This window comes from Pseudomonas sp. Mb7, assembly GCF_054790525.1.
The window spans coordinates 3,850,072-3,862,571 of record NZ_CP186501.1 but is presented as its reverse complement, the minus strand read 5'-3'; the positions used below and the strand labels follow the sequence as shown (position 1 = coordinate 3,862,571).

Sequence of the window (12,500 nt, the reverse complement as noted above, 5' to 3'; positions counted from 1 at the left end):
CTTCGCTCAACGGTAAAAGGCTGGATATGCAGGAAGACGCTCCGGAAAAAACCAAGGACGCCGCACCCACCGGCACCCAGACGCTATTGCGCGGTCTCGGCGTGGTGCAAGCGGTGGCCAGTGGCGCCCGCGATCTCAAGGAGATTGCCCGGCTGATCGGTACCACGCGCAGCACCACCCATCGACTGGCCAGTTGCCTGGTCGACGAGCGCTACCTGCGCGTGGTGCCGCAAGTCGGTTATCTGCTCGGACCGAAGCTGATCGAATTGGGTTTCCAGGCGCGTGAAGAGTTGCCGCTGGTGAGCCTGGCCGGGCCGTATCTGGACGAGTTGTCGGCGCTGACTGGTGACACCGTGCACTTGGGCATTCGCGAAGGCGATGAAGTGTTGTATCTGCTGAAAAATCCGGGGCGCAACGGCCCGGAAATGCGTTCGCGGGTCGGCCATCGCATGCCGCTGGCGCGCACCGGTATTGGTAAGGCATTGATGCTCGATGACTCACCGAAAGACTGGCAACGTCTGTACGACATCAGTCTGCCGGCAGGTGGGAAGAGTCAGTTCTGGCCGCAGCATCCTCAGCAGTCGTGGGAGCAGCTTGAGCAGCGTATGACCGAGTACGTCGCCGGGGGCTACGCCTTCGATCTGGAGGACAACGAACCGTCGATCCGCTGCGTGGCGGCGCCGATTCGGGATGCGAGCAAGGGCATCGTGGCGGCGATCAGTATCGCCAGCACCGTGCCGTACATGCCGCTGGAAAAAATGGCCGAGCTGATTCCCCTGATCAAAGAGGTCACAGCCCGGCTGTCGGCAGAGCTAGGCCTGAAGGTTTAAACCTTGAGCGTCGCCATGTCGATCACGAAGCGGTACTTCACGTCACCGGCAATCATCCGGGCGTAAGCCTCGTTGATCTGGCGGATGTCGAGCATTTCGATGTCGCAGGTGATGTTGTGCTCGGCGCAGAAATCCAGGACTTCCTGGGTTTCGGCGACGCCACCGATCAACGAGCCGGCCAGCACGCGACGGCTCATCACTAGTTTGCCGGCGTGTACCGGTGGATCAATCGGCTCGATCAGACCGACCAGAATGTGCACGCCGTCGAAGCGCAGGGTGTCGAGGTACGGGTTGAGATCGTGCTGCACCGGAATGGTGTCGAGCAGGAAGTCGAAGTAACCGGCAGCCGCTTTCATCTGCTCGGCGTCGGTGGAGACGATCACATGATCGGCACCCTGACGGCGGCCTTCTTCAGCCTTGCTTGCCGAACGGGTGAACAGCGTCACTTCGGCGCCCATGGCTTTGGCGAACTTGATGCCCATGTGGCCCAGACCGCCCATGCCGAGAATCCCGACCTTGTCGCCAGCCTTCACGCCGTAGTGCTTGAGCGGCGAGTAGGTGGTGATACCGGCGCAGAGGATTGGCGCGGCGCTGGCTAACGCCAGTTTTTCCGGAATGCGCACGACGAAGTGCTCGCTGACGACGATGCTGTCGGAATAACCGCCCATGGTGTTGCTGCCATCGACCCGATCCGGGGTGGCGTAGGTCATGGTCGGGCCTTCGAGGCAGTATTGCTCAAGGTTCGATTGGCACGCTTCGCAGGTGCGGCACGAGTCGACCATGCAGCCAACCCCGACCAGGTCGCCTACCTTGTGTTGAGTGACATTCGCACCGATCGCGGTGACTTTTCCGACGATCTCGTGGCCGGGCATCAGCGGGTAAACGGCGATACCCCATTCGTTGCGCGCCTGGTGGATATCGGAGTGGCAGACGCCGCAGTAAAGGATTTCGATCGCGACGTCATCGGCGCGCGGGCTGCGGCGTTCGAATTTCATCGGGGCGAGGGGGGTGGTGGCCGATTGGGCGGCATAACCGATGGCGGTGTACATGTGAAACCTCGCAAAAGCAGGAACAAGTGAGGCGGCGCATTCTGGGCGCCGACTGTCGGTCCGGCCATGACGATTCCTCCGGGTCTCATGCCTAATCCTCCGGCATGCGGGTTTGATCGGTCGCATTGGCAAAAGGATCTGCGATGATGCTTTCATCCCTTATTTTCGTGATTTTTTGTGAAGAGCAATTCGATGCAGTTGACCCGTCATCTTGATGCCAATGCGCGGCTGGTTTCGCTGATCGAGCCGCTGGCGCTGCGCGATGGTTATTCCCCGACCGGGTTGCCCGGTGTGCAAGTGTTGCGCGCCAGTTGCGACGTTGCCCGTGGCCCGCACATTTACGAACCGAGCCTGATGATCATCGCCCAGGGCAGCAAACTGGCGTTTCTCGGGCCGCGCACCATGGAGTACGGCGCCGGGCACTATCTGATTCAGGCGCTGCCGGTGCCGTTCGAATGCGAGACGTTTGCCTTGCCGGATGCGCCGTTGCTCGGTGTTTCGGTGGCGATTGATCGGGTGTTGCTCGGTGAGCTGGTGCTGGCCATGGGGCTGGCGCCGGGCCGGCATATCCCGGCGCAGACCCCGGAGTCGATGACCTCAGTGGTACTCGACGATGCCATGCGCGGTTGCGTCGAGCGCTTGCTGAGTTGCCTGCACGATCCGCTGGAATGCCAGATTCTTGGGCCGGCTCGGGTGCGTGAATTGTTGTTCACCGCGTTGCGCGGGCCGCAGGCGGATGTGTTGCGGGCATTGGTCGAGCAGCAAGGGCAATTCGCGCGGGTGGCGGCGTCGATCAGTCATCTGCATGCGCATTACACCGAGCCGTTGAACGTTGAAACGCTGGCCGGTTGCGCGAACATGAGCGTGTCGACCTTTCATGAGCATTTCAAACGCAGCACGTTGTTGTCGCCGGTGCAGTATCTGAAGCGCCTGAGGTTACTGAAGGCGCAGACGTTGTTGGTCGCCGAAGGCCTGGGTGTGGCGCAGGTGGCGCATCGGGTGGGGTATCAGAGTACGTCGCAGTTCAGCCGTGAATATAAGCGCTATTTCGAGCGCAGCCCGGGTGACGAGCGCGCTGCCTGAGGATTTTCACAATCCCTGTGGGAGCTGGCTTGCCAGCGATGAGGCCGGCACATTCAACATAGATGTCACCTGATCCACCGCCATCGCTGGCAAGCCAGCTCCCACAGGGAGTCAAGTGATGCAGTAAATTTTGGGCAACAAAAAGGCCCCCGATTCGGGAGCCTTGATGTTCAGCGGTTCGACTTACATGTTCGGGTAAGTCGGGCCGCCAGCGCCTTCCGGCGTGACCCAGGTGATGTTCTGCGAAGGGTCCTTGATGTCACAGGTCTTGCAGTGCACGCAGTTCTGGGCGTTGATCTGGAAGCGCTTCTCGCCGTCTTCCTTGGTGATCACTTCGTACACGCCGGCCGGGCAGTAGCGCTGCGCCGGTTCGTCGTACAGCGGCAAGTTCTTACTGATCGGGATGCTCGGGTCGGTCAGCTTCAGGTGGCAAGGTTGTTCTTCTTCGTGGTTGGTACCGGAGATGAACACCGAGCTGAGCTTGTCGAAGCTGAGTTTGCCGTCCGGCTTCGGATAGTCGATCTTCTTGCAGTCCGCCGCTAGCTTGAGGCAAGCGTAATCCGGCTTGGTGTCGTGCAGGGTGAACGGCAGTTTGCCGCCGAAGATGTTCTGATCCAGCCAGTTGAAACCGCCGCCAACGATGGCGCCGAACTTGTGGATCGCCGGGCCGAAGTTGCGGCTGGCGAACAGTTCGTCGTAGAGCCAGCTCTTCTTGAACGCGTCGACGTAAGTGGTCAGCTCTTCAGTGCCGTCCTTTTCTGCGAACAGCGCGTCAGCCACGGATTCTGCGGCGAGCATGCCGGACTTCATCGCAGTATGGCTGCCCTTGATCTTGGCGAAGTTCAGGGTGCCGAGGTCGCAACCGATCAGCGCGCCGCCCTTGAAGACCATTTTCGGCAGCGAGTTCAGGCCACCTTTGCAAATCGCGCGAGCGCCGTAACTGATGCGCTTGCCGCCTTCCAGATACTGGGCCAGCACCGGGTGATGCTTGAGGCGCTGGAACTCGTCGAACGGCGACAGGTAAGTGTTGCTGTAGGACAGGTCAACGATCAGACCAACCACCACCTGGTTGTTTTCCAGGTGATAGAGGAACGAGCCGCCGGTGTTTTCGGTGCCCATGATGTCCAGCGGCCAACCAGCGGTGTGCACCACCAGGCCTGGCTGATGTTTGGCCGGGTCGATTTCCCAGATTTCTTTCAGGCCGATGCCGTAGTGCTGGGCGTCGGCATCGCTGTCGAGGTTGTAGCGCTTGATCAGTTGCTTGCCGATGTGGCCACGGCAGCCTTCGGCGAACAGCGTGTACTTGCCACGCAGTTCCATGCCCGGGGTGTACAAGCCTTCTTTCGGGTTGCCTTCGCGGTCGACGCCCAGATCACCAGTGATGATCCCGCGCACTACGCCTTGTTCGTCGATCAGTGCTTCCTGAGCGGCGAAACCCGGGTAGATTTCCACGCCGAGGTTCTCGGCCTGCTGGGCGAGCCAGCGGCACAGGTTGCCGAGGGAGATAATGTAGTTGCCTTCGTTGTGCATGGTCTTGGGCACAAAGAAGTCAGGAATTTTCTGCGCGCTGTCGGCGTTTTTCAGTACGAAAATATCGTCGCGGGTCACTGGCGTGTTCAGCGGGGCGCCGAGTTCTTTCCAGTCCGGGAACAGTTCATTCAGAGCGCGTGGTTCGAACACGGCACCGGACAGGATGTGTGCGCCGACTTCGGAGCCTTTTTCGACCACGCAGACGCTGATTTCCTTACCGGCTTCGGCGGCCTTCTGCTTCAGACGGCAGGCGGCGGACAGGCCAGCGGGGCCGGCACCGACGATGACCACGTCGAATTCCATGTATTCGCGTTCCACAGGCTATCTCCTACTCAAGGCTCAACAGTTTTTTTTCTAATTTGGAGGTTTGATGTCGCATCCGCTATTCCTTTACGTTAACGTCAAGGGGAATATTGGAGTCCGACCTTTCTCTCTAGGCGGCGCATTATATCTACACCACTCCGAGCGTCCAATACAAACGTTTGTTTGAATTGGCTCCAGCCCAGAGAAATCAAAGAAGCGCGGCTTATGAATGGTCATTTTGCTGTATTGACCGGAATAGGCGTTCCGGTCAAGATACGGGCGGTTTTGCGCTCGTCGTAGGCAGACTGGCGGTTTCAAGAGCACGTCTAAAGACAGGGCACAGGCAGTAGAAGGTGATGCGCAGCGCAGGTCCGGCGCGCAGTTTACACAGCGTGAAGATCAATGACCCGTCGGTCACCCCTGACGAACGGTCGCAGGTCCTCCACCGTGCAGCCACCTGACACCCGAGTCGGCGTTTTTAGAGGTGCCCTTTAGCCTGATGAGCATCAACCGCCAGGTTCGCCTAGGCGACTTTCTTTTCACCGGAGAGTAACGAGGAATCCATGAAGGTTCTTGTAGCTGTCAAACGCGTTGTGGATTACAACGTCAAGGTTCGCGTCAAGGCGGACAATTCCGGCGTCGATCTCGCCAACGTCAAGATGTCGATGAACCCGTTCTGCGAAATCGCAGTGGAAGAAGCCGTACGCCTGAAAGAGAAAGGTGTTGCGACTGAAATCGTCGTCGTCTCCATCGGCCCGACCACCGCTCAGGAGCAACTGCGTACCGCACTGGCTCTGGGTGCCGACCGTGCCATCCTCGTCGAATCCACTGAAGATCTGACCTCGCTCGCCGTGGCCAAGCTGCTCAAGGCTGTGGTCGACAAGGAACAGCCGCAGCTGGTGATCCTCGGCAAGCAGGCCATCGACAGCGACAACAACCAGACCGGCCAGATGCTCGCTGCATTGAGCGGCTACGGTCAGGGCACGTTCGCCTCGAAAGTCGAAGTCTCCGGCGACAGCGTTGCCGTGACTCGTGAAATCGACGGCGGCGCGCAGACGGTTTCCCTGAAACTGCCGGCCATCGTCACCACCGACCTGCGTTTGAACGAGCCGCGCTACGCGTCCCTGCCAAACATCATGAAAGCCAAGAAGAAGCCTCTCGAAGTGCTGACTCCGGACGCTTTGGGCGTTTCCACCGCCTCCACCAACAAGACCCTGAAAGTCGAAGCGCCGGCTGCACGCAGCGCGGGCATCAAGGTTAAGTCGGTAGCTGAATTGGTCGAGAAACTGAAAAACGAAGCGAAGGTAATCTAAATGACTATCTTGGTTATTGCTGAACACGACAACAAAGTGCTGGCCCCGGCCACACTGAACACCGTGGCTGCTGCGGTCAAAATCGGCGGCGACGTCCACGTTCTGGTTGCAGGTCAAGGCGCTGGCGCCGTGGCTGAAGCCGCTGCGAAAATCGCTGGCGTGAGCAAAGTCCTCAACGCTGACAATGCCGCTTACGCGCATCAGCTGCCGGAAAACGTTGCGCCATTGGTTGCAGAGCTGGGCGCTGGCTACAGCCACATCCTGGCTGCCGCGACCTCCAACGGTAAAAACATCCTGCCGCGCGTTGCCGCGCAGCTGGACGTTGACCAGATCTCCGAGATCATCTCGGTCGAAAGCGCTGACACGTTCAAGCGTCCGATCTACGCCGGTAACGCTATCGCTACCGTGCAGTCGACCGCTGCGATCAAAGTGATCACTGTACGTGCTACCGGTTTCGACCCGGTTGCCGCTGAAGGTGGTTCGGCTGCCGTTGAAGCAGTTGCTGCTGCGCACAACGCTGGCACTTCCAGCTTCGTCAACGAAGAACTGGCCAAGTCCGATCGTCCTGAGCTGACCGCTGCCAAGATCGTCGTTTCCGGCGGCCGCGGCATGCAGAACGGCGACAACTTCAAACACCTGTACGCTCTGGCCGACAAGCTGGGCGCTGCTGTCGGTGCTTCGCGCGCCGCGGTCGACGCAGGTTTCGTACCGAACGACATGCAGGTCGGTCAGACCGGCAAGATTGTTGCGCCACAGCTGTACATTGCCGTCGGTATCTCCGGCGCGATCCAGCACTTGGCCGGTATGAAAGACTCCAAAGTGATCGTTGCGATCAACAAGGACGAAGAAGCGCCGATCTTCCAGGTGGCCGATTACGGTCTCGTGGCTGATCTGTTCGAAGCCGTCCCTGAGCTGGAGAAGCTGGTCTAATCCAGCGGCTTCACTTATAAAGAGCCCGACCTTTTGGTCGGGCTTTTTTTGTCTCGGATTTGAGTGGGAGTGTGTTGCCATGGATCTGCGCTGCGGATGGTTGTTGGGGTTGGCCCTGTTGCCGGGGTTGGCGATGGCCGCTGGCAAATGCGAGCGCCTCGTCGTCACCGGTAGCCCGGATGCGCCGCCGTACCTGTGGCAGGACCCGCAGAATCCCAAGCAGTTGATCGGTGCCAGCGCTGATCTGCTGCAACAAGTCGCCAAAGACCTCGGCATCAAAGTCGAATTGCTCTACGCCGGCAAACGTTCGCAAGCCCTCGATGAAGTGCGCAGCGGGCGCATGGACATGCTCGCCGACGCGCCGCTGACCCTCAATGAGCTGGAAAACCTCGACTACATCCATCCGCCGTTGCTGGAAAACGACTATCTGGTGTGGACCCGCAAAGGCTCGACGCTGGTCTACAGCGAGGCCAAAGACCTGCACGGTCACGTCGGTGCGTTGTCGGAAAAGTCTCGTATGACCCAGGCATTTGGCACTTTCGCCGAGCAGAATCTGACCCTGACCCGGACAGCCAACCTCACTCAGGCGCTACAGAAACTGCTCTTGGGCGAAGTGGAATATGTACTCGCCGGCCGATACTCGGGCATGGCCGCCGCGCAGGCATTGGGTATGGCCAATGACCTGTTGGTGTTCGAGCAACCGGTCGACCGGCCGGGGCTGTTCCTCGCGGTTTCGCATAACTCGGCATGCAACGATCCGTGGTTGCGCGGACAGTTGGCCAAAAAGATGACAGAATTGCCCGCGTCCGGACTGACGGAAGCCGCGCTGCAACGCAATATCGAGCGCTGGAAGGCGCAGCAGCAACAGCCGCCACAACCTGTCAGTGCCCCAAAACAGTAGGGATTCTTAGTGAGTATTCGACCTCTTTTCGCGGCTGTGGCCGTTCTGGCCCTGGCCGGTTGCGCGACCGATCCGGCACCCAATGAACAAATGCGCCTGACCGAGCAAGCCATCACCCAGGCCAAGGCTGTTGGCGCCACCGCCGATGAAGTGCCGGAAATGAAACTGGCCGAAACCAAGTACAACCGCGCCAAAGGCAACATGGCTGACCAGTCCTACCGGAATGCGCGCATGCGCTCCGAACAGGCCGAGCTGGATGCACGTCTGGCCGAAGCCAAAGTGCTGACGCAAAAAAGTCAAGAACAGGTGAATGTGCTTAACACCCGCATCGTCCGTCTGCGCAAGCAACTGGGAGATGCCCAATGAGCCTCAAGTCGAAAGTTGTAGGTGGCCTGATCCTCGTCGGTTGCGTCAGCCTGTACGGCTGCGCCGGTCAGCACAGCGAATCCGCTCTGCAGGAAGCCAGCGCCGACTTTCAGAAGGTCAAGGAAGACTCCAACGTGCTGCGCATCGCGCCGAAAGACGTGATCCGCGCCGGTGAGTCCCTGGCTCGTGCCGATCGCCTGTCGACCTATTGGGGCAGCGGTTCCGATGTTGTGCACTACGCCTACCTGAGCCAGCGCTACAGCGAAATCGCCCGCGAGCATACCAATCAGGTGCTCAATGAGGAGCGCGCAGCCAAACTTGAGCTGGAGCGTCAGCGCCTGCAACTGGCCTTGCGTGAATCGAAGTTGCTCAGCGTGCAGCAACAGGGCAAATGGCTGGAAGAACAGATCGTAGCACTGGCCACCACGCAGACCGACCGTGGTCTGGTGATGACCCTCGGCGATGTGCTGTTCGACACCGGTGAAGCGGAGCTGAAAAACTCGGCCAACCGTGTTGTGCTGAAAATCGTCCAGTTCCTGCAACTGAACCCCAAACGTGTAGTGCGCATCGAGGGCTACACCGACAGCACCGGCGGCAAACAGGAGAACCTCAAGCTGTCCCGTGACCGCGCGCAATCGGTGGCGGACGTGCTGATGGACCTGGGCATCGACGACAAACGCATTCAGGTCGAAGGCTACGGCGACGAATACCCGGTGGACGCCAACGCTTCCGAGCGTGGGCGGGCACAGAATCGTCGGGTTGAAATTGTCTTCTCCGATGAAAAAGGCCAGCTCGGCGCCGCCCGTTAAGGGTTGCGTCTCTGGAAAGCCCGGGCTGTCATGCAGTGCCGGGCTTTTTTACGTCTGTCGATTGGCTCGCAATCCGTACAGTAGGGGGCAGACACCGCACTGTATGGTCGAGTAATGTGGCAACTGTCCCAGTACACTTCTAAACTGTTCCGGTATTGTTTCACACAAGAATAAAATGCCCGTGAAATCGAGTGCTGCGTCATGACCAATCTCTTGCTCTACCAACGTATTGCTCAGCAACTGGCCGAAGACATCCGCCGTGGGGTCTATCAACCGGGGGAGCGCGTGCCTTCGGTACGCAAGATGAGTTCGCAGCTCAACGTCAGCCATGCGACGGTGTTGCAGGCCTACGCCAATCTCGAAGATCAGGGGCTGATTCGCGCACGTCCGCAGTCCGGATATTACGTACACCAAACGCCTGCGCTGACTGCACCGACACCGGACATTGCGCGGGTTGAACGTCCCGGTCTGGTCACTCGCAGCAGCATCATTCAACAGGTGCTGGTCGAATCACGCCGTGAAGGTGTGTTCCCGCTCGGCGCTGCCGTGCCAAGTGTCGATTACTTGCCGGTGCGCGCCTTGCATCAGCAACTGGCCAAGGTCACGCGTTTTCATAGCCCACGCGCCTTCAGCTACATGTTCAGCCCCGGTTTCGAACCGCTGCGCCGGCAAGTGGCGATCCGCATGCGTGATGCCGGTGTGGTGGTCGATCCGTCGGAAGTCGTGATCACCCACGGTTGCGTCGATGCTCTGCAGATGTCGTTGCGTGTGCTGACCCGTCCGGGCGATCTGATCGCTGCTGAGTCGCCGACCTATTACGGTTTGCTGCAACTGGCCGATCTGCTCGGCCTGAAAGTCATCGAAATCCCCAGCGATCCTGCCACCGGCATGAGCCTCGAAGCCTTGCAACTGGCGGCCAACCAGTGGTCGATCAAAGCGCTGGTGCTGACCACGCGCCTGAGCAATCCACTGGGCGGCACCATGCCCGAAGAGCGGCAGAAACAGTTGCTGCGTCTGGCCTCGGACTTCGACATCCAGATTGTCGAAGACGACATCTATGGCGAGTTGATGTTCGAGCAGGGCAAAACCAAAGCGCTCAAGGCTTATGACCGACTGGATCGGGTGATCTACTGTTCGAGCTTCTCCAAAACCTTGTCACCCGGTGTGCGCATCGGCTGGATGATCGCTGGCAAGTACCAGCAGGAAATCCAGCGACTGCAGACCTTCAGCACCCATTCGGCGTGCAGCGTGACGCAGATGGCGATTGCCGCTTATCTGGAAAACGGCGGTTATGACCGGCATTTACGGTACATCCGCCAGGAATACCGAAAAAACCTCAGTGCCTTCCAGTTGGCGGTGCAGCAGTACTTCCCCGAAGGCACGCAAATGACCCGGCCTACGGGCGGTTTCATCCTCTGGGTGAGCTTGCCGGGTAGGGTGAATACTCAGGAATTGCATGTGCGCGCCCTGCAGCAGGGCATCAGCATTGCGCCGGGACTGATCTTCAGTAATACCGAGCAGTTCAACCACTGTATCCGCCTGAACTGCGGGATTCCGTGGAACCGCGAGGCGGAGCGGGCGTTGATGACCCTTGGGTTGCTGGCGACGCAACTGTGTCAGGAAACCGCTGGCGGATTCTGAACGAGCGGTGGGTGATGCTTGTCTTGTGGCGCCCAACAAGCGAGCATATGGCCATCTGCCGTTTGCCACTGTTGGGTTCATGAAAGCGATTGCTCCTGCCGCTTGGGTTTTGCTGGGTTTGCTGATGATCGGTCATGCGCCTGGCGTCGTGGCCGCTGCGGCTCAGGAAAAACCGGCGGCGACGAGCCCGGCAAAAAAATACACGCCAGCGCAGAAGGCAACTCCCGCGAAGAAACCTCAGCAAAAAGTCATCAAGAAGCGCAAGCCAGTCGCCTCGAAATCGAAACCCGCCAGTGAAGTGGTAAAAACCAAGTTGCCTTCGGCCAAACTCGATTTGAGCCTGCCCAAGGACATGGTCGAGGAATTGAAGCCCAAGGGCACAGTTGAATTGCCCAAGCGCGAGCCGATCCTGCCGCAGATGTTTGGCGAGAAAAACAACGGATTCCAGCTCAACGGCCGCTTGCTCAGCAACGAAATGCAGTTGCAACTGCGCAATGAAGAGCGCCGTGAAGTCGAAGGTGCGGCGCTGGACTTTGAATTCAAGCAGTAAACTCAGCTCATCTGTGACCCGCAGACCAGACGCTTTGTCGGAGACTGGTCAGTCACATTCAGTTATCGGTGAAAACCCCGGTTCCGGGAATTTGAAACAGCCGTTTTAGCGGTTACTCTGTTCCGCGTCCCTTTTACACATCGCCCGTCGCGAGGAATTGTTCGTCATGAAATGCCGTGAAGGCTGTGGCGCTTGCTGCATTGCCCCTTCCATCAGTTCGCCAATTCCCGGCATGCCTGATGGCAAACCTGCCGGCGAACGTTGCGTGCAACTCTCGGTCGAAAACCTGTGCAGCATTTTCGGCCGCCCCGAGCGCCCGGCAGTCTGTTCCGGCTTCGCGGCGGATGTCGAAGTCTGTGGCAGCAGCTCGGAAGAAGCGATCAGGTTGATTGGCTGGTGGGAGCAGATGACGGCGGCGTGATGTGTCAAACGAACGGAACTTCAACAATAAGGAATAAGACTATGGGTTCGCTGCATCGTATCGCTGTGTTGTGTGGTTTGACCGCTGTGCTGGCCACCTCCGTCGCTCAGGCTGAAGACTGGAAAGTCGCCAAGAACGAGGACGGTATCAAGGTGTCCCTGAGTGAAGTGCCAGGTTCGGACTACAAGTCCTACCAGGGCGTTGCGCTGATGAAAACCACCGTCGCCAAATTGCGCGCACTGCAGGAAGACGTCGCTGGCGCCTGCGCCTGGATTCACGAGTGCAAGACCCAGAAACTGCTCAAGCACGAGGGCGATCAGAGCTGGACCTACACCCAGTTCAACACCCCTTGGCCAGTCACCCCGCGTGACTCGGTGATCGAAGTCACCACCGTCGAAGGCGCCGACGGCAGCTTGACCCGCAACCTCAAAGGTCTGCCGACGTACGTTCCTGAAGAAAAAGGCTTTGTCCGCGTGCAGCAGGTCAAAGGCTTCTGGAAGTTCGTACCGAAGGGCGACCAGGTTGAAGTCACTTATCAAGTGCACACCGAACCAGGTGGCAGCGTGCCGGCAATGGTTGCCAACAAATTTGTCGTCGATGCTCCGTTCAACACCCTCAAAGCTTTGAAAGAGCGCGCCGAGAAGTAATCGGCCCGCGTTCAACGAAACGCCCCGAACAAGTCGGGGCGTTTTGTTTTGTATCTATATTGTGTTTCCAGATATGCGTTGCACGAAATTTTCACAAAGTGTTCCTGACAATTCGCCCGCGCTGTTT

General features: G+C 58.9%; 13 protein-coding genes. 11 read left to right on the top strand and 2 right to left on the bottom strand.

Annotated elements, in window-relative coordinates; genetic code table 11:
• Positions 1–26: 26 nt before the first annotated feature.
• A complete protein-coding gene (locus ACOYXH_RS17305; protein ID WP_460410883.1) occupies positions 27–830 on the top strand; it encodes an IclR family transcriptional regulator in 804 nt (267 codons plus the stop codon).
• Here ACOYXH_RS17305 and ACOYXH_RS17300 read toward each other — a convergent pair.
• Positions 827–1,879 carry an NAD(P)-dependent alcohol dehydrogenase gene (locus ACOYXH_RS17300; protein WP_007908332.1) on the bottom strand — a complete coding sequence of 351 codons (1,053 nt, stop codon included), beginning with the start codon at positions 1,877–1,879 and terminating at the stop codon, positions 827–829. The genes ACOYXH_RS17305 and ACOYXH_RS17300 overlap by 4 nt on opposite strands.
• 192 nt (positions 1,880–2,071) lie before the next feature.
• On the opposite strand from ACOYXH_RS17300, the gene ACOYXH_RS17295 reads away from it, so the two are divergent.
• Entirely contained in the window at positions 2,072–2,962 is an 891-nt protein-coding gene (locus tag ACOYXH_RS17295) for an AraC family transcriptional regulator (protein ID WP_007908334.1), read from the top strand.
• Between the two features lie 183 nt (positions 2,963–3,145).
• Here the strand turns inward: ACOYXH_RS17295 and ACOYXH_RS17290 are convergent, their stop codons facing one another.
• Positions 3,146–4,810 carry an electron transfer flavoprotein-ubiquinone oxidoreductase gene (locus tag ACOYXH_RS17290; protein ID WP_064120345.1) on the bottom strand — a complete coding sequence of 555 codons (1,665 nt, stop codon included), beginning with the start codon at positions 4,808–4,810 and terminating at the stop codon, positions 3,146–3,148.
• A gap of 548 nt (positions 4,811–5,358) precedes the next feature.
• On the opposite strand from ACOYXH_RS17290, the gene ACOYXH_RS17285 reads away from it, so the two are divergent.
• The 9 genes from ACOYXH_RS17285 (at position 5,359) to ACOYXH_RS17245 (ending at position 12,373) form a co-directional block, all read left to right on the top strand.
• Entirely contained in the window at positions 5,359–6,108 is a 750-nt protein-coding gene (locus ACOYXH_RS17285) for an electron transfer flavoprotein subunit beta/FixA family protein (protein ID WP_095048588.1), read from the top strand.
• Entirely contained in the window at positions 6,109–7,038 is a 930-nt protein-coding gene (locus ACOYXH_RS17280) for an electron transfer flavoprotein subunit alpha/FixB family protein (protein WP_093435361.1), read from the top strand.
• Positions 7,039–7,117: 79 nt separating this feature from the next.
• On the top strand, positions 7,118–7,939 hold the full coding sequence (locus ACOYXH_RS17275; protein ID WP_095048587.1) for a substrate-binding periplasmic protein: 822 nt from the start codon (positions 7,118–7,120) through the stop codon (positions 7,937–7,939).
• Between the two features lie 9 nt (positions 7,940–7,948).
• On the top strand, positions 7,949–8,305 hold the full coding sequence (locus ACOYXH_RS17270) for a DUF4398 domain-containing protein (protein ID WP_093435356.1): 357 nt from the start codon (positions 7,949–7,951) through the stop codon (positions 8,303–8,305).
• The gene (locus ACOYXH_RS17265) at positions 8,302–9,114 is read left to right on the top strand and encodes an OmpA family protein (RefSeq protein ID WP_460065544.1); all 813 of its coding nucleotides are present in this window, start codon (positions 8,302–8,304) and stop codon (positions 9,112–9,114) included. The genes ACOYXH_RS17270 and ACOYXH_RS17265 overlap by 4 nt, the downstream gene beginning before the upstream one ends.
• 201 nt (positions 9,115–9,315) lie before the next feature.
• Positions 9,316–10,755, top strand: a complete 1,440-nt coding sequence (locus ACOYXH_RS17260; protein ID WP_016985994.1) for an aminotransferase-like domain-containing protein — start codon at positions 9,316–9,318, stop codon at positions 10,753–10,755.
• A gap of 79 nt (positions 10,756–10,834) precedes the next feature.
• Positions 10,835–11,305 (top strand): translation initiation factor 2, encoded by a 471-nt coding sequence (locus ACOYXH_RS17255; protein WP_095048648.1) that lies wholly within the window; start codon positions 10,835–10,837, stop codon positions 11,303–11,305.
• Positions 11,306–11,471: 166 nt separating this feature from the next.
• Positions 11,472–11,726, top strand: coding sequence for a YkgJ family cysteine cluster protein (locus ACOYXH_RS17250; RefSeq protein ID WP_007908349.1), 255 nt, complete (start codon positions 11,472–11,474; stop codon positions 11,724–11,726).
• A gap of 41 nt (positions 11,727–11,767) precedes the next feature.
• On the top strand, positions 11,768–12,373 hold the full coding sequence (locus tag ACOYXH_RS17245) for an START domain-containing protein (protein WP_095048585.1): 606 nt from the start codon (positions 11,768–11,770) through the stop codon (positions 12,371–12,373).
• Positions 12,374–12,500: the final 127 nt, after the last annotated feature.

Excerpts from the sequence above, each read along its gene's own strand:
- ACOYXH_RS17305 (WP_460410883.1), top strand. The coding sequence starts at position 27 with ATGCAGGAAGACGCTCCGGAAAAAACCAAGGACGCCGCACCCACCGGC.
- ACOYXH_RS17280 (WP_093435361.1), top strand. The coding sequence starts at position 6,109 with ATGACTATCTTGGTTATTGCTGAACACGACAACAAAGTGCTGGCCCCG.
- ACOYXH_RS17300 (WP_007908332.1), bottom strand. The coding sequence starts at position 1,879 with ATGTACACCGCCATCGGTTATGCCGCCCAATCGGCCACCACCCCCCTC.
- ACOYXH_RS17285 (WP_095048588.1), top strand. The coding sequence starts at position 5,359 with ATGAAGGTTCTTGTAGCTGTCAAACGCGTTGTGGATTACAACGTCAAG.
- ACOYXH_RS17260 (WP_016985994.1), top strand. The coding sequence starts at position 9,316 with ATGACCAATCTCTTGCTCTACCAACGTATTGCTCAGCAACTGGCCGAA.
- ACOYXH_RS17295 (WP_007908334.1), top strand. The coding sequence starts at position 2,072 with ATGCAGTTGACCCGTCATCTTGATGCCAATGCGCGGCTGGTTTCGCTG.
- ACOYXH_RS17250 (WP_007908349.1), top strand. The coding sequence starts at position 11,472 with ATGAAATGCCGTGAAGGCTGTGGCGCTTGCTGCATTGCCCCTTCCATC.
- ACOYXH_RS17265 (WP_460065544.1), top strand. The coding sequence starts at position 8,302 with ATGAGCCTCAAGTCGAAAGTTGTAGGTGGCCTGATCCTCGTCGGTTGC.
- ACOYXH_RS17275 (WP_095048587.1), top strand. The coding sequence starts at position 7,118 with ATGGATCTGCGCTGCGGATGGTTGTTGGGGTTGGCCCTGTTGCCGGGG.
- ACOYXH_RS17255 (WP_095048648.1), top strand. The coding sequence starts at position 10,835 with ATGAAAGCGATTGCTCCTGCCGCTTGGGTTTTGCTGGGTTTGCTGATG.
- ACOYXH_RS17245 (WP_095048585.1), top strand. The coding sequence starts at position 11,768 with ATGGGTTCGCTGCATCGTATCGCTGTGTTGTGTGGTTTGACCGCTGTG.